The organism is Burkholderiales bacterium, assembly GCA_023511995.1.
Classification (GTDB): Bacteria; Pseudomonadota; Gammaproteobacteria; order Burkholderiales; family Thiobacteraceae; genus Thiobacter.
Map to the genome: position 1 here is coordinate 44,408 of JAIMAL010000001.1, position 20,953 is coordinate 65,360.

Here is a 20,953-nt window from a genome sequence, read left to right on the forward strand (position 1 = left end):
CCGTCACAAGAATACACCCCATGATCGCTGGTTTGCTGAAAAAAATCTTCGGCAGCCGCAACGAGCGGCTGATTCGGCAGTACTCCGAGGTGGTGCGCGTTATCAACGGCCTGGAGCCGACGGTCGCGGCGCTGTCCGACCAGGAGCTCGCGGGCAAGACCGTGGAATTCAAACAGCGTCTGGCCAACGGCCAGTCCCTGGACGATCTGCTGCCGGAGGCCTTCGCCGTGGTGCGGGAGGCGGCCCGGCGTGTCCTCAACATGCGCCATTTCGATGTGCAGTTGATCGGCGGCATGGTGCTGCACCAGAGGAAGATCGCCGAGATGCGCACCGGCGAGGGCAAGACCCTGGTCGCGACGCTGCCGGCCTACCTCAATGCTCTCACCGGCAAGGGCGTGCACATCGTCACCGTCAATGACTATCTCGCCCAACGGGACGCGGAATGGATGGGGCGCATCTACCGTTTCCTGGGGCTCACCGTGGGCTGCAACCTGTCGCAGATGGACCATGCGGCAAAGCAGGCGGCCTATGCGGCGGACATCACCTACGGCACGAACAACGAATTCGGTTTCGATTATCTGCGCGACAACATGGTCTTCAGCCCTCAGGAGCGGGTGCAGCGGGGCCTCCATTACGCCATCGTTGACGAGGTGGATTCCATCCTCATTGATGAAGCGCGCACGCCCCTCATCATCTCCGGGCAGGCGGAGGACAACACCGAACTCTACATCCGCGTCAATGCCCTGGTGCCGAAGCTCGTCAAGCAGGAAGAGGAAAACGGTCCCGGAGATTACAGCGTTGATCTCAAGGCGCACCAGGTGATCCTCACCGAGGCGGGTCACGAGAAGGCGGAACGGTTGCTCGTCGAGGCCGGGCTGCTGCCGCCCGGCAGCAGCCTGTACGAGCCGGCCAACATCGCCCTCATGCATCACCTCTATGCCGCCCTGCGTGCCCATGCCCTCTATCACCGGGACCAGCACTACGTGGTGCAGAACAACGAGGTGATCATTGTCGATGAATTCACCGGTCGCCTCATGCCGGGGCGCCGCTGGTCCGACGGCCTGCACCAGGCGGTGGAGGCGAAGGAAGGGGTGCCCATCCAGAAAGAGAATCAGACTCTCGCCTCCATCACTTTCCAGAACTATTTCCGCATGTACGAGAAGCTTGCCGGCATGACCGGGACCGCGGAAACGGAGGCCTACGAGTTCGAGCAGATTTATGGCCTGGAAACGGTGGTGATCCCCACCCACCGGCCCATGATCCGCAAGGATTATCTCGATCTCGTCTATCGCACGGCGGCGGAAAAATACAAGGCGGTGATCGCAGACATCCGCGATTGCCACAGCCGTGGCCAACCGGTGCTGGTGGGCACCACCTCCATCGAGATCAACGAGTATCTGTCGGGCCTCCTGAAAAAAGAAAAACTGCCGCACCAGGTGCTCAATGCCAAACACCATGCGCGGGAGGCGCAGATCGTCGCCCAGGCGGGCAAGCCGGGCATGATCACCATCGCCACCAACATGGCGGGCCGCGGCACCGACATCGTCCTCGGCGGCAACCCGCAGCCGGAGATCGATGCCGTGCTCAACGACGATACCCTGAGCGAGGCGCAGAAGGAGGAACGCATCAATGCCATTCGCGCCGAATGGCAGAAGGCCCACGATTTCGTCATCGCCCAGGGCGGGCTGCACATCATCGGCACCGAACGCCACGAATCGCGCCGGGTGGACAACCAGCTACGGGGCCGGGCCGGCCGCCAGGGCGATCCCGGTTCCAGCCGATTCTATCTTTCCCTGGAGGATCCCCTGCTCAAGATCTTCGCTTCCGACCGCGTCGCGGCCATCATGCAGCGGCTCAACATGCCGGAAGGGGAGGCCATTGAACATCCCTGGGTCACCCGCGCCATCGAGAATGCCCAGCGCAAGGTGGAGGCGCGCAACTTCGATATCCGCAAGCAGTTGCTGGAATACGACGATGTCGCCAACGACCAGCGCAAGGTGATCTACGAACAACGCAATGCCATTCTGGAAGCCGAGGACATCTCGGACACCATCGCCGCCATGCGCGAGGATGTGATCCGCAGTCTCTTCTACCAGCACCTGCCGCCGGAGAGCGTGGAGGAACAATGGGACGTGGCAGGACTGGAAAAGGTGTTGAAGGCGGAATTCACCCTCGACGTGCCTGCGCGCCGCTGGCTGGAGGAGGACAGCAAACTGGATGCGGAAGGGCTGCTTGGCCGCATCCTGGAGGCGGCCGCCGCCCACTACCAGGCCAAGGTGGATGCCGTGGGGGCCGAGGCCATGCGGCATTTCGAGCGCGGCATCCTGCTGCAGAGTCTGGATACCCATTGGCGCGAACATCTGGCCGCCCTCGATCATCTGCGCCAGGGCATCCACCTGCGTTCCTATGCGCAGAAACAGCCCAAGCAGGAATACAAGCGGGAAGCCTTCGAGCTCTTCTCCCTCATGTTGGATACGATCAAGCACGAGGTCACGCGCATCACCATGTCGGTGCAGATCCGCAGCCCCGAAGAGGTGCAGGTGGTGGACAGCCGCCCGGCGCCGGCCAATGTGCAGTACCACCACGCCGATTACGACGAAGTGCTCGCCCAGCCGGAGCAGACCGCGAGCGGCCAGACGCCCTTCGTCCGTGCCGGGCAGAAGATCGGCCGCAACGATCCCTGTCCCTGCGGCTCGGGCAGGAAATACAAGCATTGCCACGGCAGGCTCGTTTGAAAAACGCACTCCCCCGGGTAGAATGACCCGGTGGCAAAAAGAACCATCAGCCCGCCGTGTCCACCACCACGCTCAAAGCCTTGATTGCCTTCCTCGCCTGGATTGCCCTGGCCCTGATCACCGGCTTTGCCGCCCGGGAGCCCCTCACGCGGCTGCTCGGCCCCGATGTGTGGCTGTGGGCTGCGCTGTGGGCGGGCTCCATCCTGGGGCTCATCAATGTCCTGGTGGTGCGGCTTCTCGCCCGCCGCTGAGGGGCGGCGGGTCGTCCGTGGGATAGTTCACCAGCCCCATCATCAGACGTGCCACACCGTAACTCACCCAGATGAGCATGCGGCGCCAGAGGGGCACCTGGCGCCAGCTTTGCGCCGTAACCGGATTAGCGTGGGTCTCCATCTCCTGCAGCATGTCCTCCCGCAGCGCGGCCGCAAATTCCCGGTCGTGGACCAACACGTTCGCCTCCCGGGACAAAAGCAGGCTGAAGGGGTCGATGTTGGAGGAGCCGACAGTGGCCACGCGGCCATCCACCACCATGGCCTTGGCATGGAGCAGGCTCCTCTGGTAGGCGTGGATTTCCACGCCAGCGGCGAGCAGCCGGCCGTAAAGGGCCTGGGCGGCGTATTGGACGAAGGGGTGATCGGTCTCCCCCTGCACCAGAAGCCGCACCCGTACCCCCCGCGCCGCTGCCCGCAACAGGGCATGACGGAAACGCGTGCCGGGCAGGAAATAGGCGTTGGCGAGGAGGATCTCCCGGCGTGCCTTGCCGATGGCGCGCAGGTAGGCGCGTTCGATGTCGCGCCGGTGGCGCAGATTGTCCCGCAGCAGGAAACGCGCCCGCACGTTGCCCGCCGGCGGTGGCACGGCGATGGGTTCCAGCGCCCGGCGGCGCACGCCCGAGAACTGGGTGAAGGCCACCAGATTCCACAGCCTGCGCATGGCGATGAGGATTTCCGCCACCAGCGGTCCCTGCACGGCCACCGCGTAGTCGTACTGCGGGGGCCCGTCTTTCGGGTCGGCGTCATCGAGGATGTTGATGCCACCGACGAAGCCCACCGTCGTGTCCACCACCGCCAGTTTGCGGTGCAGACGTCTCAGGCGGTGTCGCCGCAGTCGCCAGAGGGCGGTTTCCGGCCGGTAGATCAACACCTGCACGCCGCCGCTGGCCAGCTCCTGGAGGAGGGCAGTGGGCAGGGGCTTGGAGCCGAAGCCGTCGAGCATGAGGTGAGTGGCCACGCCGCGGCCTGCCGCGCGCAGCAGCGCCGCGCCGATGCGGCGGCCGGCGGTATCGTCGCGGAAGATGTAGGTTTCCAGGTAAACATGGTGGCGTGCCGCATCGATGGCGGCCTCCAGTGCCGGGAAATACTGGGTGCCGTTCTTGAGCAGGGTGAGGCGGTTGCCGGGAACGAACCCCTTCATGCCGCGGCCCTCAGGCGCGGCTCATGGCCGCGGTGAGCACGGCGTGATCGGAGATGCGCGACCAGGGTCGGCCGTGGTAGATCTGCGCGCCTTTCACCTTGAGGCCGCGGAAATAGATGCGGTCCAGGCGCAAAAGGGGCAGTGAGGCGGGATAGGTGCGCGCCGGCGCGCCATGCACGTGCTCGAACACCTCCTGCACGCCCAGGGTGCGGGCGAGGAAGTCCCCCACCGTGCGCCGCCAGTCGTTGAAGTCACCGGCGATGATGAGGGGCGCGTGGTGGGGCACCACGCGCTCGATGCGGTCGCGGATGGCGGCCGCTTGTTTTTTCCGGCCCCGGCTGCCCAACCCCAGATGCACGTTGATGCAATGCAGCGGTACATCCCAGCCGGGCACGGCGATCTCGCAGTGGAGCAGGCCACGGCTTTCCAGAGGATGGGCGGAGATATCGACGTTTTCCCAATTGAGGATGGGGAAGCGGGAGAGGATGGCATTGCCGTGGTGGCCTTCGGGATACACCGCATTCTTGCCGTAGGCGTACTCGGGCCAGATGGAATCGGCGAGGAATTCATACTGCGAGCGCGTCGGCCAGTTGTGGCGCTCGGCATGCAGCCGGTGCTCGCCCACCACTTCCTGCAGAAAGGCAATGTCGGTGTGTACCCGCCGGAGTTCTTCTTTGAGCTCCGGCAGCACCATGCGCAGGTTGAACTGGGAAAAGCCCTTGTGGATGTTGTAGGTGGTGACGTGGATGATGTCCATCATCTTCCAAGCAGCCGGCGAATCGCCTCCGCATTGCTGGGGGAGAAGCATTTCTCCGCCGCTTCCTGCCAGGGCAGCCACTCATAGCGCAGATGTTCCCTTTCGGCGAGGCGGATGGGTAGCGGTTCCGGCACTTCCAGTCCGAACACGTGTTCCCGGTTGTGGGTGACGCCCGGCGCATAGCGGTGCCGCCATTCGGGATAGATTTCGTACACGTTCTCCAGGTTCCAGTCGGTCAAGCGGAACCGGCTTGCATCAAGTCCCGTCTCCTCGGCGACCTCGCGCAGCGCGGCCTCACGCAGGGTCTCGTCGGGGTTGCGCGAGCCGGTCACCGACTGCCAGTAACCGGGATGATCGGCGCGTTCCAGAAGCAGCACCTGGCCATCCGGAGTGTGGATGACCACCAGCACCGATTCGGGAAGCTTGTAGGTTTTCGTCACGGCGACTTCAGTAGGTGAGCTTGAGCCCGATGATACCGACGAGGATGAGCGCCATGAAGGACAGCCGCAACAGGGTCACCGGCTCACCGAAGAGGAGGATGCCGAGCACGCTGGTCCCCAGGATGCCGATGCCGGTCCAGATGGCGTAGGCTGTGCCCAGATGCAGATGTTTCATCGCCAGGCCCAGCAGGACGAAGCTTGCCGTCGCGGTGACCAGGGTGATGAGGGTGGCAAGGGGCCGGGTGAAGCCCTGGGAATATTTCTGGCTGGTGGCCCACACGATCTCGAACAGGCCGGCGGCGAAGAGGTAGAGCCATTCCATGGTGACCGCGAAGGCGCAAAATGCCGCATCAAACCGGGTTCAACCTTTCTTCTGCTCCACCTGACGCAGCCGGATGTGCAGCTCGGCGAGCTGTTTTTCATCCACGGTGTTGGGGGCGTGGGTCATGAGATCGTTGCCCTTCTGCGTCTTGGGGAAGGCGATCACGTCGCGGATGGAGTCGGCACCGGCCATGAGCGCCACCAGGCGGTCAAGGCCGAAGGCCAGGCCCCCGTGCGGCGGGGCACCGTATTGCAGGGCGTCGAGGAGAAAGCCGAACTTGTTGCGCCGCGCCTCGAGGTCGAGGCCGAGGGCGGCGAAAACCTTTTCCTGCACCTCCTCGCGGTGGATGCGGATGGAGCCGCCGCCCACCTCCCAGCCATTGATCACCATGTCGTAAGCGCGGGACAGACAGGCACCGGGATTGCTCTTTAGCCACTCCTCATGACCCGGTTTGGGCGCGGTGAAGGGATGATGCAGCGCTACCCAGCGTTTTTCCGTCTCGTCGTATTCGAAGGCGGGGAAATCCACCACCCAAAGAGGCTTCCATTCGTCGCGGGCGTAGCCCTTCTCGTGGCCCAGTTTGGTACGCAGGGCCCCCAGCGCGTCGTTGACGATTTTCGCCTTGTCCGCACCGAAGAAGATGAGGTCGCCATCCTGGGCGCCGGTGCGCGCGAGCAGGGTGGCAATCGCTTGATCGTGCAGGTTCTTGACGATGGGCGATTGCAGTCCCTCGCGCCCCTTTGCCCTATCGTTGACCTTGATCCAGGCCAGGCCCTTGGCGCCATAGATTTTCACGAACTCGGTGGCGGCGTCGATCTCGCTGCGGGAAAGCTTCTGCCCGCCGCCGGGAAGGCACAGGGCCGCCACCCGCCCCCCCGGCGTGTTGGCGGGACCGGCGAAGACCTTGAATTCCACATCCCGCATGACGTCGGTCAGCTCGGTGAGCTCCAGCGGCACCCGCAGGTCGGGCTTGTCGGAACCGAAGCGCTGCATGGCTTCCTGCCAGGACAGGCGGGGGAAGGGATCGGGCAGCGTCACGCCGAGGACCTTGTGGAACGTGTCGCGGATCATCCCCTCCACGAGTTGCATGACGTCCTCTTCCTCGACGAAGGACATCTCCAGGTCCACCTGAGTGAATTCGGGCTGCCGGTCGGCGCGCAGGTCTTCGTCGCGGAAGCACTTGGTGATCTGGAAATAGCGGTCGAAGCCCGACACCATGAGGAGCTGCTTGAAAAGCTGCGGCGACTGGGGCAGGGCATAGAACATGCCCGGATGCAGCCGCGAGGGCACCAGATAGTCGCGCGCTCCTTCCGGCGTGGAGCGGGTGAGCATGGGCGTTTCGATTTCGATGAAGCCATGGCGGTCGAGATAATCCCGCATGCTCTTCGCCACCCGGTAGCGCAGGCGCAGGTTTTTCTGCATCGCCTCCCGGCGCAGGTCCAGGTAGCGGTAGGTGAGCCGCACGTTCTCCGCCGGTTCCTCGTCCAACTGGAAAGGCAGCGGAGCGGAAGCGTTGAGAATGGTCAGCCGGCTGGCCACCACCTCCACCTCACCGGTGGCAAGATGCGGATTCACCGTCCCCTCCGGGCGGCGCCGCACGCGGCCTTCCACCTGCAGCACGTACTCGTTACGGACCTTTTCCGCGGTGGCGAAGGTACCCGCCTCGGCACGGGTTTCCGCCGGGTCGCACACCACCTGCACGATGCCTTCGCGGTCGCGCAGGTCGATGAAGATGACACCGCCGTGGTCGCGGCGGCGGTGGGCCCAGCCGCAGAGGGTGACGGTCTTGTCAAGAAGTTGAGCGGTGACGTGGCCGCAGTAGTGTGTACGCATGCTGCTATCCTGAAGGGCGCGCAAAACGGCGAAAAAACGGTAATTATACGCGCGGCGGCGTTCAGTCGCCGGGATAATCCAGTGCGGAGGGCCGCGTTGCGGCACCCATCACGCCCATGGAGACGATGTACTTGAGGGCGAGATCGACGCTGATGTCCACCTCCCGGGTCTCGCTCTTCTTCACGTAGAAATAAAAGCCGTTCACCGGGCTGGGGGTGGTGGGGATGAAGACCGCCACGTAATCGTCGCCCAACTCCTGGCGCACCTCGGCCGGCACGTGGGTCTGGAAGGCGAGCGACCAGGCTTCGGTGTGGGGATAGCGCACCAGCAGCACCTTGCGGAAGGCCTCCCCCTTGCCGGAAAAGAGCGTATCGCTCACCTGCTTGACGCTGCTGTAGATGGATTTCACCACCGGAATGCGCGCCAGCAGGCTTTCCCACAGGGCGAACAGTTGGCGGCCGAAATAATTGGCCGTCACCACGCCGGTGAGGAAGATGATGGTGAGTACCACCGCCGCACCCAGTCCCGGGATGTGCACGCCGAGCCAGGCGTCGGGGCGGTAGGGCGCGGGCAGCAGGTCGAGCACACCGTCCAGGGTGCCGACGAGAAAGGCGATCACCCAGACGGTGATGACCAGGGGAACCCAGATGAGCAGTCCGGTGACGAAATAGCGTTTAAGGGGCAGGGTGCGCATGGCAACAAAAAAGGCGGAACGGGTGCGACCCGATCCGCCCGTCTCCTGGAAGGGTCAGGCCTGGCAGGCGGGGCAGGCGCCGGCCCCGCAGGTGGGTGCGGGGGTTTCCTCCTTCTTCGGCGCCTGGCTGCCGCCCTTGAAGTCGGTCGCATACCAGCCACTGCCCTTGAGCTGGAAGCCGGCCGCGGAAAGGAGCTTGGTGAAGGTTTCCTTGCCGCACTGGGGGCAGGTGGTGAGCGGCGCATCGCTCATTTTCTGGATGTATTCCTGCTGGAAGCCGCACTCGCTGCAGCGATACTCGTAGATCGGCATGATACGCTCCTGGAAAACAAACGGTTGGATTATACAGGCAAGGCCATACCGGCGGCGGAAATGGGGGCGGGGCGGAAAAAAACAAGGGGCCGGGGACCGGGCGGAAAACGAGTGGGGCAGCCGCCGGTCTGATACAATGGAAACATCGATAAATCCATGATCCCGCGTGGGTTTTCGCGGGCGCGAGAGGAGCGGACCATGTCTGAACTGTTTGATGCAATCGAAGCCGGCGATGTCAGCCGGGTGCAGGCGCTGATCGCGGCGGGCAGCGATGTCAACGCGGCGGGGGAAGGGGGGCTCACGCCGCTGATGGCGGCGGCGCGGCTGGGGCATTTGCAGATCGTGCGCGATCTGCTCGCCGCCGGCGCCGATGTCAAGGCGACCGACGAGCGGGGGCTGACGCCCCTCATGCATGCCTGCTACAACCCCGATCTCGACCGTGGCTTCGCCGACGTGGTGCAGGTGCTCATCGAGGCCGGCTCCGACATCGAGCACCAGATCTTCTACGGTGTGCGGCCCCTCATGCTGGCCGCCGGTGCCGGCGAGGCGGAGGTGGTGGACGTCCTCATCAAGGCCGGTGCCGACGTGAAGGCGCGCAACGAAGGGGGACGCACCGCCCTCATGATGGTGAAAGACAAGGACTACGTCGAGGTGATCAACCTCCTCCACGAAGCGGAATCGCTGATCGAGTGGGAGCGGGGCGAAGCGGGTTGTGGCTCCCGCAACGCGCCCAACGCCAACGTGGTGACCTTCCTCAAACCTCAGAAACGCTGATGCCGCTACCGCGTGCCTGACGCGCAGCGGCATGAGGTTCGAGACCCCCCTCCTCCCCGGCACGCTGGTTGCGCGCTATCGCCGGTTCCTCGCCGACGTGAGACTTGCCGACGGCCGCATCGTCACCGCCCATTGTCCCAATACCGGTTCCCTGCTGGGCTGTGATACACCGGGCGAGCGGGTGTGGCTTTCCTGCGCAACCCACCCCCGGCGCAAGCTCGCCTATACCTGGGAGCTTGCCGAAGTGGCGCCCGGGGTGCTGGTGGGCCTCCACACAGGACGCGCCAACCGGCTGGTGGAGGAGGCCATCCGCGCCGGCCGGATCGCGGCGCTCGCGGGTTACACGGACATCCGCCGGGAGGTGCGCTGCGGGCGGGAGGCAAGCCGCATCGATCTGCTCCTTGCCGCCCCCGACCGTAGTGCCTGTTACGTGGAGGTGAAGAGTGTCACCGCCGCGGTGGAAAACGGCATCGGTCTTTTCCCCGACGCGGTCAGCCGGCGGGCGGTGAAGCATCTGCGGGAGCTCATGCATCTCGCAGGGGAAGGCCGGCGGGCAGTATTGTTCTTCTGCGCCCAGCGTGCCGATGTGGTGGAGGTGCGTCCCGCCGATGCCATCGATCCCCACTATGGGCGGGTCCTGCGCGAGGCCATGCGCTGCGGGGTGGAGGCGATGGCCTGGCGCGCCGAGGTGACCCTCGACGGCATCCGCCTCACCGAGCCGGTGCCGGTGGTGTGTCCGTAGGCCCGGTGATTTCCTGCCAGGCCTTTTCCAGACGCTTCCAGGAGACGGGATAGGGGGTGCGCAGTCCCTGCGCCCAGAGGGAGACGCGCATTTCCTCCAGCATCCAGCGGAAAGCAAGGAGCCGGGGATCGACCCGCCCCGCCTTGCGTTGCGCCGCCAAACGTTCCTCGTAGCGTTGCCACCAGCTCATCAGGGCGCTGGCGTGGCGCCCATCCCGTTCCCCATTGCCCGGGTATTTGTCCAGACGCTGGCCGATCGCCTTCAGATAACGCGGCAGATGGCCCAACTGCTCCCAGGGCGTTTCCGTGAAGAGGTGTTTGTGGATGAGGTGCGCAAGCTGCATGCGCACGTCCTGCACCAGGGGTGCGGGCAGGCGCCCGCCAAGACGCTGGGTGAGGGCATGGTATTCGGCAAAGATTTCCGCAGCCAGGCGCAACAGTCCTTGGCTCACCGCAGGCAGCCGTGTCCTCGCCCGCTCCCGCTGTCTTACGAAGTCCCGTTCGTTGCGCGGCAGGGGATCTTCGCCGAGGAAGGCGCGGTCGGCGATCGCGGTGAGGAGGTCGGTGCGCAGCTCCTCGGGGCTCATCACACTGCGGGCCTGCAGGGCCAGCGCGTTGAAATGGGGCAGATTCTTTTCCAGCTGTCGCATCTGCTCCTTCAGCGCAAGCCAAAGGAGGCGTCTGATTCCCTTGCGTGTGGCTGCTTCCGCCGCCTCCTTGGTGTCCATGAGGCGCAGGGCCACCGATTCCCCTTCGTCCATGACGGCGGGATAGGCTTCCAGCGTCTGGCCGCTGCGGCGCACGTGGATGACCTCGGGCAGGTCGCCGAAATCCCAGCGGGTGATCCCTTCCCGCTCGTATTCGGTGGTGGTGGAGCGGGCGAAACTCATGCTCGCCGCCTGGCCGAGTTTTTCCCGCAACTCGCGCAGATCGCGGCCACTGGCGAGCTCCTGGCCGGCGTCGTCGATGACGCGGAAATTCATGAAAAGATGCGCCGGCAGTTCCTTGAGCCGCCAGTCCTCCGCCGTGGGGGAAAGCCCCGTCTTTTCCCCGATGAAGGCGGCCAGCCGGTCGAGGAGCCGGCCGTCGGGCTGGGGCACCGCGGTGAGGAAGGCGGTGACGAATTCCGGCAGGGGTACGCAGGCATTGCGCAGCCGCTTGGGCAGGGTCTTCACGAGGGCGGTGATTTTTTCCCGGATCATACCCGGCACCAGCCACTCACAGCGCGCCTCGTCAACGCGGTTCAAGAGGGCAAGGGGCACGGTGAGGGTCACCCCGTCGAGGGGATGGCCGGGTTCGAAGCGGTAGCCAAGACGGCAGGGCACGCCGGCCACTTCCAGGGTTTCCGGGAACAGGGCCTCGGTGACCGCCTCCGCGCCGTGACGCATGAGGTCCTCCCGCGCCATGAATAGAAGCTTCGGGTTGGCTTTTTCCGCTTCCCGCCGCCATTTTTCGAAGCCCTGACCGTTGACGATGTCGGCGGGCAGGCGCGCATCGAAGAAGGCGAACATGCGCTCCTCGTCCACCAGCACGTCCTGCCGACGCGACTTGTGCTCCAGCTCGCGGATTTCCTCCACGAGCTTGCGGTTGTGCTGGAAGAAGGGGGCGCGGCTCGCGTACTCGCCCGCCACCAGCGCGGCGCGGATGAAGATCTCCCGCGCCTGTTTCGGATCGATGCGGCCGTAATGCACGCGCCGGCGGGGGGTGAGGGTGAGACCATAGAGGGTGGTGCGCTCATAGGCCATCACCTGCGCGGTACGGCTGTCCCAGTGGGGATCGAAGTAATGGCGACGGATGAGATGGGCGCCCACCTGTTCCACCCATTCGGGTTCGATTCTTGCCACGCAGCGGGCGTAGAGTCTGCCGGTCTCCGTGAGCTCGGCTGCCATCACCCATTTGCAGCCCTTGCGGTGCAGCACCGAGGCGGGGTGGATGTGGAAGCGGACATCCCGCGCGCCCTGGTAATGCCCTTCCTCGGTCTTCACGCCCACGTTGCCAATCAATCCGGCAAGGAGCGCACGGTGGATCTGCTCGAAGCTCGCCGGTGTCGTGTTGAGGCGCATATTCATCTCCGCTACCACGGCGGCGAGCTGACCATGGAGGTCGTGCCACTCGCGAAGCCGGAGATAGGAAAGGAAATGCGCATGACACGCCTCGACGAGTTTGCGCTGGGATTTCTTGTGGGCGCGGGCTTCCTCGAAGAACTTCCAGATTTTGAGGAAGCCCAGGAAATCCGACTGCTCGTCGGCAAACTGGCGGTGGCGGTCGTCGGCGGCGCGCTCCTGGCTTAAGGGGCGCAGCCGCGGGTCCTGCACGGACAGCGCCGAGGCGATGATGAGCATTTCCGTAAGACACTGTTCCCGTTCCGCGGCCAGCAGCATGCGGCCGATTTTCGGGTCCACCGGCAGGCGGGCCAGGGCGCGGCCGATGGGTGTGAGCCGGCGGTTTGCATCCACCGCGCCCAGCTCGGTGAGTAACCCATAGCCGTCGGCGATCATGCGCCCGCTGGGTGGGTCGAGGAAGGGGAAATCCTCCACGGCGCCCAGTTGCAAAGCCTCCATGCGCAGGATGGTGCCCGCCAGCGAGGTGCGCAGGATTTCCGGATCGGTGAAACGGGGACGCGCGGCAAAATCCGCCTCGGAATAAAGGCGCACGCACACCCCTGCCGCCACGCGCCCGCAACGTCCCGCGCGCTGGTTGGCGGAGGCCTGGGAAATGGGTTCGATCAGGAGCTGATCCACCTTGTTGCGGTAGGAATAGCGCTTCACCCGCGCCAGCCCCGGATCGATCACGTAGCGGATGCCGGGCACCGTGAGCGAGGTCTCCGCCACATTGGTGGAAAGGACGATGCGCCGCGCCGCGTGGGGCTCGAAGACGCGGTCCTGTTCCTCGCGCGACTGGCGGGCGTAAAGGGGCAGGATCTCTACCCCCGGCGGGTGATGCTTGCGCAGCATCTCCGCCGTATCCCGGATTTCCCGCTCCCCCGGCAGAAAGATGAGAATGTCCCCCTCCCGGGAAAGTCGGGAGACCTCGTCCACCGCATCGACGATGGCCTGCTCCATGGCGTCTTCCCGCGTATCCTCGTCTTCCGCCTGCACCGGCCGGTAGCGGATTTCCACCGGATACAGGCGTCCGGACACCTCGATCACCGGCGCACCGCCGAAGTGGCGGGAAAAGAGCTCGGTGTTGATGGTGGCCGAGGTGATCACCAGTTTGAGATCGGGGCGGCGCGGCAGCAGGCGTTTGAGATAGCCGAGGAGGAAATCGATGTTGAGGCTGCGCTCGTGGGCCTCGTCGATGATGATGGTGTCATACTGGCGCAGCTCGCGGTCGGATTGCGTCTCGGCAAGCAGGATGCCCTCGGTCATGACGCGGATGAGATTGTCCGCTGAGGCCCGTTCCTGGAAGCGCACCTTGTAACCCACCACATCGCCCAGGGGGGTGCCCAGTTCCCGGGCGATGCGGGCGGCCACCGAGCGGGCGGCGATGCGCCGCGGCTGGGTGCAGCCGATGAGGCCCCCAATGCCGCGCCCCGCCTCCAGACAGATTTTGGGCAGTTGTGTGGTCTTGCCGGAGCCGGTCTCGCCAGCGACGATCACCACCGGATGTTGGGCGATGGCGCGGGCGATCTCCTCCCGTCGGGTGGCGATGGGCAGTTCCTCCGCATAGGTGATGCGCGGCACCCGCGCCGCGCGGGCACGCTGTTTTTCCGGGGGCAGGGCCATGTCAGCGGTTCGGTTTGCGTTTCCCCGCCGGCCGCTCCACGCCCGCGGGCAGGGTTTGCGCAAGATGCTGGGCGAGACGCGCGACGGTCTCGCTGCGGGGGCTGCGCCGCCGCCAGACCAGCGCAATGGTGCGGCCGGGCACCGGCGGGGCGAAGGGACGCAGGGCGATGAGCCGCTGGCCGCCGGCGGGCCCGCTGTGCGCGGCGAGCCGGGGCAGGAGGGTGAGCCCCAGGTCCATGGCCACCATCTGGCGCAACATTTCGAGGCTCGTGGCAGCCACCTCCTCCGACGGACGGCTGTATTCCCCGCACACCTCGAGGGCCTGCTCCCGCAGGCAATGGCCCTCCTCCAGCAAAAGTAGGGACTGGCCGGCGAGGTCGGCAAGGCGGATCGTCTCCCGGGCGGCGAGGGGATGACGGGCGGGCAGGGCGACGAGGAAGGGTTCGCGATAAAGGGGGAACACCTCCAGCCCCTCGCCCTCCACCGGCAGGGCGAGCAGCGCGGCATCGAACCGGCCTTCCTTGAGGCTTGCCAGCAGGCGCGCGGTGAGTTCCTCCCGCAAGACGAGTTTCAGCGCCGGAAAAGCCTTGTGCACCGAGACCAGGGCCTGGGGCAGGTAATAGGGACCGACGGTGGGAATGACCCCGAGGTGCAGCGTGGCCGCCATCACATCCTGCCTCACCGTGCGGGCGAGCTCGCGGATGCGGTCGGCCTCGGCGACGATCACCCGCGCGCTGTCGATGATGGCACGGCCGACGGGGGTGGGGACGATGCGCTTGAGACTACGGTCGAAGAGGGTCAGCCCCAGGTAATCCTCCAGTTTCTTCACCTGAGTGGAGAGGGTGGACTGGGTGACGTGGCAGGCTTCCGCGGCCTGGCCGAAGTGGCCGCAATCCGCCAGGGCGATGATGTAGCGGAGCTCCTGCAGGGTCATGCATGCAATCGATGGAAAAATCAAGATCCATCGATTGTATCGCACCCCTGCGGATGACAGAAGGCAGGGCTTGGGGCCGAAGGCGTTTCCGTGATGAGCCGCTTGAGTTCCGGCAGGCAGGCGCCACACCCCGTGCCGGCGTTGAGCCTCGCTTGAAGCTCGATCACCGTGGTGGCCCCGTTGCGGATCGCTTCCCGGATGCGTCCCTCGGCCACGCCGTGGCAGGCACAGATGAGCCGCCCCTGCGGCGCCCCTTCCGGCGGCTCACCCCGTAACAGGGCCAGACGGTCGGCGGTGTCGAGCTTCTCCCGGTCGAGGAGGCTGGCAAGCCAGGTGGGATCGGGCAGGCGGCCCTGTCCGGGTTCGATGAAGAGCAGGGCTTCCAGCCGGCCTTCCACCAGCCGGGCGAGGCGCAGCCGGCCCTGGGCGGGGTCTTCCAGACGCAGCCATTCCCCTCTCCCCGCCACAAGGGGCGGCAGGGCAGCGGTCCCCTTCGCCAACCCGGCGAGCTGCAGACGGTAGCCGCCGGGAACGGGCACGCGGTGCCACAGACAGCCGGCGGGAGGGGTGACGGGGTGGCGCGTCAGCAGCAGCGCCTGCCAGGCGGGGGTAATCGGGTCGAGCTCCACCCGGGCTGCCTTGAAAGCGGGTTGACCGGAGGTGGGGTCGCAGCAGGCGGGAATGATGGCGCCGACGCGTCCGGCAGCGGCGAAGAGATCGTTCCAGTGCATGGGCACGAAGATCTCGCCCGGCCGCTGGCCGGCGCTGATCTGCACCCGGGCGGCGATACGGCCCAGGCGGTTGGCCACCCACGCCCAAGCCCCCTCCTTCAGCCCTGCGCGTGCCGCATCGCGTGGATGCACGCTGACGACGGGTTCGGGGGTATGGGCAAAAAGCCGGGCCACGCGGCCGGTGCGAGTCATGGTGTGCCACTGGTCGCGCACGCGACCGGTGTTGAGGCAGAGTCCCGCGGCCTCCCCGGCTGGCGCTGGCGCCACCGGCTTCATCCGCGCCCGGCCATCGTCGGTGGCGAAACGGCCGTCACCGAACAGGCGCGCCGCACCAGCGGGCCACTGGTGGGGGCCGGCGAGATCATAGGCTTCCCGCGAGGCGGCGATCGAGGGGTCAAGGCGCAGCCGGGGACCGGCAGGGGAAAGCGCGGTGAGCGCCGCGTGTTCGCGGAAAATGGTGTGGGGGCCGGGGTAGGCGAAGGCTTGGCCAAAACCCATGCGGGCGGCCACCTGGCTGATGATCCACCAATCGGGGCGCGCCTGGCCGGGCAGCGGCAGGAAAGCGCGCTGGCGGGAGATGCGCCGTTCGGAGTTGGTGACGGTGCCGTCCTTTTCTCCCCAGGCCGCGGCAGGCAGCCTGACGTGGGCCAGGCGCAGGGTGTCATTGTCGGCCACCACGTCCGATACCACCACAAACTCACAACGGGCAAGCGCCGAGCGCACCCGTTCCGCTTCGGGCAGGCTCACCGCCGGATTGGTGGCCATGATCCACAGCGCTTTGATTTTCCCCGCATGCACGGCCTCGAACAAATCCACGGCCTTGAGCCCGGGCCTGGCGGCGATGCGGGGCGCCTGCCAGAAGGCCTGCACCTGCTGTCGGTTGGCGGCGGAAAAATCCCGGTGTGCGGCAAGCTGGGTGGCCAGTCCCCCCACCTCGCGGCCGCCCATGGCATTGGGCTGCCCGGTAATGGAGAAAGGACAGGCGCCCGGTTTGCCAATGCGTCCGGTGGCAAGGTGCACGTTCAGGATGGCAAGGCAATTGTCCACGCCGGTCACCTGCTGGTTGATGCCCTGGGAGAAAACGGTGACGGTTCGCGGCGTGGTGGCGAAGAGACGGAAGAAGGCGGCGACATCCGCCTCCCGCAGATCACAGCGGCGTGCCACTTCGGGGATGGACAGGCCGCTCACGGCATCGAGGGTGGCGCCGAAACCACGCACGTGGTTTTCGAGGAAAGTCCAGTCGAGACGCCCCTCCCGCTTGAGATACTCCAGGAGGCCGTTGAACAGCCAGATATCGCTCCCCGGCGAAAGCTGCAGATGCAAATCGGCGAGCTCACAGGTGGCGGTGCGCCGGGGATCGATCACCACCACGCGTTTGCCCGGGTTCTTTTCCTTGGCTTCCGCCATGCGTCGGTAGAGCACGGGATGGGTGAAAGCCGCATTCCAGCCCACCAGCAGCAGGAGGTCGGCCTGTTCCAGATCCTCGTAGCATCCCGGCACCAGGTCCTCGCCGAAGGCGAACTGCTGCGCCGCAGCGGGGGAGGACATGCAAAGCCTCGAATTGGTGTCGATGTTGGCGCTGCCGATGAAGCCTTTCATCAGCTTGTTGGCCACGTAGTAATCCTCGGTGAGGAGCTGCCCGGAAACGTAGAAGGCGATGGCTTCCGGTCCGTGGCGATCCACCACCTCGGCAAACTGCCGGGCCACCGTCGAAAGCGCCTTATCCCAGTCCACGCGCTCGCCGCGGATTTCCGGGTAAAGGAGACGGCCCTCCGGGCCGAGGGTTTCGGCAAGGGAGGCGCCCTTGGCGCACAGGCGACCGCGGTTGGCCGGATGGTCGGGGTCGCCCGTGATCTCAACCCTTTCGCCCACGCGGCGCACGAGGAGGCCGCAGCCCACCCCGCAATAGGGGCAGGTGGTGGCGATTCCGTCTTTCATGCTGCCTCGGGGGCCAAAGCCGACGCCGTGACACAGAGTTCCACCATCCCGTCCCGGATGCGCACGGGGTAGCGCGCCACACAACCCTCATCCGGGGCGATGGCGCGGCCACTGATGAGATCGATGCGCCAATCGTGCAGAGGGCAGGTGACGCTGGTGCCATGCACGATGCCTTGGGAGAGGGGGCCTCCCCGATGGGGGCAGCGGTCGTCCAGGGCGAATACTTCATCCCCTGCGGTGCGGAAAATGGCGATGTTTCCTTCCGCACGCCTGACCACCCGCGCGCCCCGCGGCGGGATGTCGCTCAGACGGCCGATGACGATCCACTGTTCCTCCATGATTCACTCCATGTGGGCGAGAGGTTGAAATTCATGGGCCTCCCGGCCTTGCGCCCGTTCGGCCCAGGGGTCGCGCTGCGCATGCTGCTGGGAGGCCTGGAAGCGCTCGGCAAGCGCCCGGCGTGATGCCCCATCGTGCACCACCCGTTCCTGGATGTAGTTGAGGCCCACGCGTTCCACCCAGGGTGCGGTGCGTTCCAGGTAGCGGGCTTCCTCGCGGTAGAGCTGGATGAAAGCCGCGCAGTGTTCCAGCACCTCGGCCTCGGTGGCCACCTTGGTGAGGAGATCGGTGATGCGGACCTTGATGCCGCCGTTGCCCCCCACGTGGAGTTCATAGCCGGATTCCACACACACCACGCCGAAGTCCTTGATGGTCGCTTCGGCGCAGTTGCGGGGACAGCCGGACACCGCCATCTTGAACTTGTGGGGCATCCACGAACCCCAGGTGAGTTTTTCCAGCTTAACCCCTAGCCCGGTGGAATCCTGGGTGCCGAAGCGGCACCACTGGCTGCCGACACAGGTTTTCACGGTGCGCAGCGCCTTGCCGTACGCATGACCGGAGACGAAGCCGGCAGCGGCGAGATCGCGCCAGACAGCAGGCAAATCCTCCTTGCGGATGCCGAAGAGGTCGATGCGTTGTCCGCCGGTGATTTTCATCTCCGGCACGCGGTACTTTTCCGCCACGTCGGCGATGGCGCGCAGTTCCTGTGGGGTAACCAGACCACCCCACAGGCGCGGCACCACCGAGAAAGTGCCATCCTTCTGGATATTGCCGTGGGCGCGCTCGTTGATGAAGCGTGACTGGGGATCGTCCCGATATTCCCCCGGCCACGCCGCGAGCAGGTAGTAGTTGAGGGCCGGCCGGCATTTGGCGCAGCCGTCCTCGGTCTTCCAACCCAGAGCGCGCATCACCGCCGGGATGGATTTCAGACCCTGCTCGACGATGGCGCGCCGCACCTCGTCGTGGCTCACCTCCGTGCAGGGGCAGAGGGGCTTGGCCGAGGGTTTGGCCGCGTACTCGCCACCCAGGGTGTGGGCGAGCAGGGCCTCCACCAAACCAGTGCACGAACCGCAGGAAGCGGAGGCCTTGGTGTGGGCGCGCACCTCTTCCAGGGTGTAGAGCTGTTTGTCGCGGATGGCGCGCACGATCTCGCCCTTGCACACCCCATTGCAGCCGCAGATTTCCGCGCCGTCGGGCAGCGCGGCGACCCGCGCCTTGGGATCGGTGCCGGCATCACCCACGTGGGGGCGGCCGAAGAGCAGGCTCTCTCTCAGCGCTCCGATGTCCGTGCCCTCGCGCAATAGGTCGAAATACCACGCGCCATCCACGGTGTCGCCATACAGGCAGGCGCCCACCAGCCGGTTGTCGCGCACCACCAGCTTTTTGTAAACGCCACGACCGGCATCTTCGAAGAGCAGGGTCTCATCGCCGGCTTCCGGCAGAAAGCGGCCTGCGGAGAAAAGATCGATGCCCGTCACTTTCAGGCGGGTGGCGACAGCCGAGCCGCCATAGCGGGCGATGCCCCACTCCGCCAGGTGATTGGCGCACACCTTGGCCTGCTCGAAGAGGGGGGCCACCAGGCCATAGGTCACGCCGCGGTGGTTCACACACTCCCCCACGGCGTAGATGCGCGGATCGGTGAGCGTCTGCATGGTGTCGTGCACGCGCACGCCCCGCTCCACCATGAGGCCGGCCGCCTGGGCAAGTTCGGTATCCGGGCGGATACCCACCGCCATCACCACCAGCGTGGCGGGCAACACCTCGCCGTTGGCCAGACGCACACCGCGCACTTCCCCATTCTCCGTTTCGATGGCCTCTGTCTGGCTGGCCAGGCGGAAGGTGATCCCACGTCCCGCAAGGTGCCGGGCGAGCAGCCCGGCCGCCGGTTCGTCCAGTTGTTTTTCCATCAGCCACGGCGCCAGGTGCACCACCGTCACCCGCATGCCGCGCGCCGCCAGACCATTGGCGGCTTCCAGCCCCAACAGGCCACCGCCGATCACCACTGCCGGCGCCCCGGCACGGGCGCGGGCAAGCATGGCCTCAACGTCGGCGAAGTCACGGAAGGCGACCACACCCGCCGCCTGCGCACCCGGTAGCGGCAGGATGATGGGACGCGAACCGGTGGCCAGCACCAAGCGGTCGTAACCCACCACCGAGCCATCGTCGGCGTGCACCTCGCGCCGCCAGCGGTCGATACGGGTGACCCGCACGCCCTGACGCAGGGTGATGCCGTGGCTTGCGTACCAGTCGGCGGGATGGGTGATGATCTCCTCCGGGGCCTGTTCACCGGCCAGCACCGGCGACAGCAGGATGCGGTTGTAACCCGGGTGGGGCTCGGCACCGAAAACGGTGATGGCAAAACGGTCGGGCGCAAGGCGCAGGAGTTCTTCCAGAAGGCGGGTGGCGGCCATGCCATTGCCGACCACCACCAGACGGATGCGGGAGGGAGGGTGCATGTCCATGGTGTGCTCCTCAGGCGGCCGGCCGCAACTGGCGCTGGTGGAGGAATTCCAGCACCCGGCGGCGCAGCAGGTGGTAACGGGAATCGTCGGCCAGGGCAAGGCGGGAGCGCGGACGCGGCAAATCCACGGTCAGAATTTCGCCGATGGTGGCGGCCGGCCCGTTGGTGAGCATGACGATGCGGTCGGAAAGCAGCACCGCCTCGTCCACGTCGTGGGTCACCATCACCACGGTGACCTGGCGGTCGGCAACGATGCGCATCAGCTCGTCCTGGAGGGCGGCACGGGTCAGGGCATCGAGGGCGCCGAAGGGCTCGTCGAGGAGCAGCACCGCCGGTTCCATGGCCAACGCACGGGCAATGCCCACCCGTTGTTTCATGCCGCCCGAGATTTCGTGGGGATAGCGCTCCCGCGCATGGGCAAGCCCCACCAGGGCGATGGCAGCGTCGGTGCGCTGACGCAGCTTTGCCTTCGTCTCCCGGGCGCCGAACACCTTGTGTACCGCCAGGTACACGTTGCCGAAGACGGTGAGCCAGGGCAGCAGGGAATGGTTCTGGAACACCACCGCGCGGTCGGGACCGGGGCCGGGAATCTCGCGACCGCTGCAGAGGGCGGCGCCGCTAGTGGGCATGACCAGACCGGCGATCACATTGAGCAGGGTGGATTTGCCGCAGCCGGAATGGCCGATGAGGCTCAGGAATTCGCCGCGGCCGATGGCGAGCGTGATGTCCTGCAGGGCAACGAAACGCCCGCGGGGTGTATCGAAGGTGACCGAGACGTGGTCGAGCACGACGTGTTTTTCCATG

16 protein-coding genes are annotated in these 20,953 nt (G+C 66.0%); 4 read left to right on the forward strand and 12 right to left on the reverse strand.

Translation table 11 applies throughout. The features are described from left to right. Positions 1 to 20 precede the first annotated feature (20 nt). The gene (secA, locus tag K6T56_00220) at positions 21 to 2,735 is read left to right on the forward strand and encodes a preprotein translocase subunit SecA (protein MCL6554763.1); all 2,715 of its coding nucleotides are present in this window, start codon (positions 21 to 23) and stop codon (positions 2,733 to 2,735) included. A 56-nt stretch (positions 2,736 to 2,791) separates the two neighbouring features. Beyond that, positions 2,792 to 2,986, forward strand: coding sequence for a hypothetical protein (locus tag K6T56_00225; GenBank protein MCL6554764.1), 195 nt, complete (start codon positions 2,792 to 2,794; stop codon positions 2,984 to 2,986). On the opposite strand, the gene clsB is transcribed toward K6T56_00225, so the two are convergent. The 7 genes from clsB to K6T56_00260 form a co-directional block, all read right to left on the reverse strand. Beyond that, positions 2,949 to 4,148 carry a cardiolipin synthase ClsB gene (clsB, locus tag K6T56_00230; GenBank protein MCL6554765.1) on the reverse strand — a complete coding sequence of 400 codons (1,200 nt, stop codon included), beginning with the start codon at positions 4,146 to 4,148 and terminating at the stop codon, positions 2,949 to 2,951. The genes K6T56_00225 and clsB overlap by 38 nt on opposite strands. Before the next feature lie 10 nt (positions 4,149 to 4,158). Next, positions 4,159 to 4,908, reverse strand: coding sequence for an endonuclease/exonuclease/phosphatase family protein (locus tag K6T56_00235; protein MCL6554766.1), 750 nt, complete (start codon positions 4,906 to 4,908; stop codon positions 4,159 to 4,161). Continuing rightward, a complete protein-coding gene (gene nudB / locus K6T56_00240) occupies positions 4,905 to 5,345 on the reverse strand; it encodes a dihydroneopterin triphosphate diphosphatase (protein MCL6554767.1) in 441 nt (146 codons plus the stop codon). The genes K6T56_00235 and nudB overlap by 4 nt, the downstream gene beginning before the upstream one ends. A gap of 7 nt (positions 5,346 to 5,352) precedes the next feature. Continuing rightward, positions 5,353 to 5,667, reverse strand: coding sequence for a multidrug efflux SMR transporter (locus tag K6T56_00245; GenBank protein ID MCL6554768.1), 315 nt, complete (start codon positions 5,665 to 5,667; stop codon positions 5,353 to 5,355). A gap of 39 nt (positions 5,668 to 5,706) precedes the next feature. After that, positions 5,707 to 7,500, reverse strand: coding sequence for an aspartate--tRNA ligase (gene aspS, locus K6T56_00250; protein ID MCL6554769.1), 1,794 nt, complete (start codon positions 7,498 to 7,500; stop codon positions 5,707 to 5,709). Between the two features lie 61 nt (positions 7,501 to 7,561). Then, positions 7,562 to 8,194 (reverse strand): DUF502 domain-containing protein, encoded by a 633-nt coding sequence (locus K6T56_00255; GenBank protein MCL6554770.1) that lies wholly within the window; start codon positions 8,192 to 8,194, stop codon positions 7,562 to 7,564. A 54-nt stretch (positions 8,195 to 8,248) separates the two neighbouring features. Then, complete coding sequence (locus K6T56_00260) at positions 8,249 to 8,506, reverse strand: zinc ribbon domain-containing protein (GenBank protein ID MCL6554771.1); 258 nt, start codon at positions 8,504 to 8,506, stop codon at positions 8,249 to 8,251. A gap of 198 nt (positions 8,507 to 8,704) precedes the next feature. On the opposite strand from K6T56_00260, the gene K6T56_00265 reads away from it, so the two are divergent. Beyond that, positions 8,705 to 9,280 carry an ankyrin repeat domain-containing protein gene (locus tag K6T56_00265; GenBank protein ID MCL6554772.1) on the forward strand — a complete coding sequence of 192 codons (576 nt, stop codon included), beginning with the start codon at positions 8,705 to 8,707 and terminating at the stop codon, positions 9,278 to 9,280. Between the two features lie 31 nt (positions 9,281 to 9,311). Next, positions 9,312 to 10,022, forward strand: a complete 711-nt coding sequence (sfsA, locus tag K6T56_00270; protein ID MCL6554773.1) for a DNA/RNA nuclease SfsA — start codon at positions 9,312 to 9,314, stop codon at positions 10,020 to 10,022. On the opposite strand, the gene hrpA is transcribed toward sfsA, so the two are convergent. From hrpA to K6T56_00295, 5 genes are all read right to left on the reverse strand, one after another. Next, positions 9,991 to 14,253, reverse strand: coding sequence for an ATP-dependent RNA helicase HrpA (hrpA, locus tag K6T56_00275; protein ID MCL6554774.1), 4,263 nt, complete (start codon positions 14,251 to 14,253; stop codon positions 9,991 to 9,993). The genes sfsA and hrpA overlap by 32 nt on opposite strands. Before the next feature lie 447 nt (positions 14,254 to 14,700). Beyond that, entirely contained in the window at positions 14,701 to 17,349 is a 2,649-nt protein-coding gene (locus K6T56_00280; protein MCL6554775.1) for a molybdopterin-dependent oxidoreductase, read from the reverse strand. Continuing rightward, complete coding sequence (gene nirD, locus K6T56_00285; GenBank protein ID MCL6554776.1) at positions 17,346 to 17,687, reverse strand: nitrite reductase small subunit NirD; 342 nt, start codon at positions 17,685 to 17,687, stop codon at positions 17,346 to 17,348. Before nirD ends, K6T56_00280 begins: the two co-directional genes overlap by 4 nt. Before the next feature lie 3 nt (positions 17,688 to 17,690). Next, positions 17,691 to 20,144, reverse strand: a complete 2,454-nt coding sequence (gene nirB / locus K6T56_00290) for a nitrite reductase large subunit NirB (protein MCL6554777.1) — start codon at positions 20,142 to 20,144, stop codon at positions 17,691 to 17,693. 16 nt (positions 20,145 to 20,160) lie between these two features. Then, positions 20,161 to 20,952, reverse strand: coding sequence for an ABC transporter ATP-binding protein (locus K6T56_00295; protein MCL6554778.1), 792 nt, complete (start codon positions 20,950 to 20,952; stop codon positions 20,161 to 20,163). Position 20,953: the final 1 nt, after the last annotated feature.

Bases quoted from the DNA above. Each gene is read 5' to 3' on its own strand.
- secA (MCL6554763.1), top strand. From the start codon at position 21: ATGATCGCTGGTTTGCTGAAAAAAATCTTCGGCAGCCGCAACGAGCGG.
- clsB (MCL6554765.1), bottom strand. From the start codon at position 4,148: ATGAAGGGGTTCGTTCCCGGCAACCGCCTCACCCTGCTCAAGAACGGC.
- K6T56_00235 (MCL6554766.1), bottom strand. From the start codon at position 4,908: ATGATGGACATCATCCACGTCACCACCTACAACATCCACAAGGGCTTT.
- K6T56_00245 (MCL6554768.1), bottom strand. From the start codon at position 5,667: ATGGAATGGCTCTACCTCTTCGCCGCCGGCCTGTTCGAGATCGTGTGG.
- aspS (MCL6554769.1), bottom strand. From the start codon at position 7,500: ATGCGTACACACTACTGCGGCCACGTCACCGCTCAACTTCTTGACAAG.
- K6T56_00255 (MCL6554770.1), bottom strand. From the start codon at position 8,194: ATGCGCACCCTGCCCCTTAAACGCTATTTCGTCACCGGACTGCTCATC.
- K6T56_00260 (MCL6554771.1), bottom strand. From the start codon at position 8,506: ATGCCGATCTACGAGTATCGCTGCAGCGAGTGCGGCTTCCAGCAGGAA.
- K6T56_00265 (MCL6554772.1), top strand. From the start codon at position 8,705: ATGTCTGAACTGTTTGATGCAATCGAAGCCGGCGATGTCAGCCGGGTG.
- sfsA (MCL6554773.1), top strand. From the start codon at position 9,312: ATGAGGTTCGAGACCCCCCTCCTCCCCGGCACGCTGGTTGCGCGCTAT.
- hrpA (MCL6554774.1), bottom strand. From the start codon at position 14,253: ATGCCGCGCTGCTCGCCCTGCCGGTGGAGGGCGAGGGGCTGGAGGTGT.
- K6T56_00280 (MCL6554775.1), bottom strand. From the start codon at position 17,349: ATGAAAGACGGAATCGCCACCACCTGCCCCTATTGCGGGGTGGGCTGC.
- nirD (MCL6554776.1), bottom strand. From the start codon at position 17,687: ATGGAGGAACAGTGGATCGTCATCGGCCGTCTGAGCGACATCCCGCCG.
- nirB (MCL6554777.1), bottom strand. From the start codon at position 20,144: ATGCACCCTCCCTCCCGCATCCGTCTGGTGGTGGTCGGCAATGGCATG.
- K6T56_00295 (MCL6554778.1), bottom strand. From the start codon at position 20,952: ATGGAAAAACACGTCGTGCTCGACCACGTCTCGGTCACCTTCGATACA.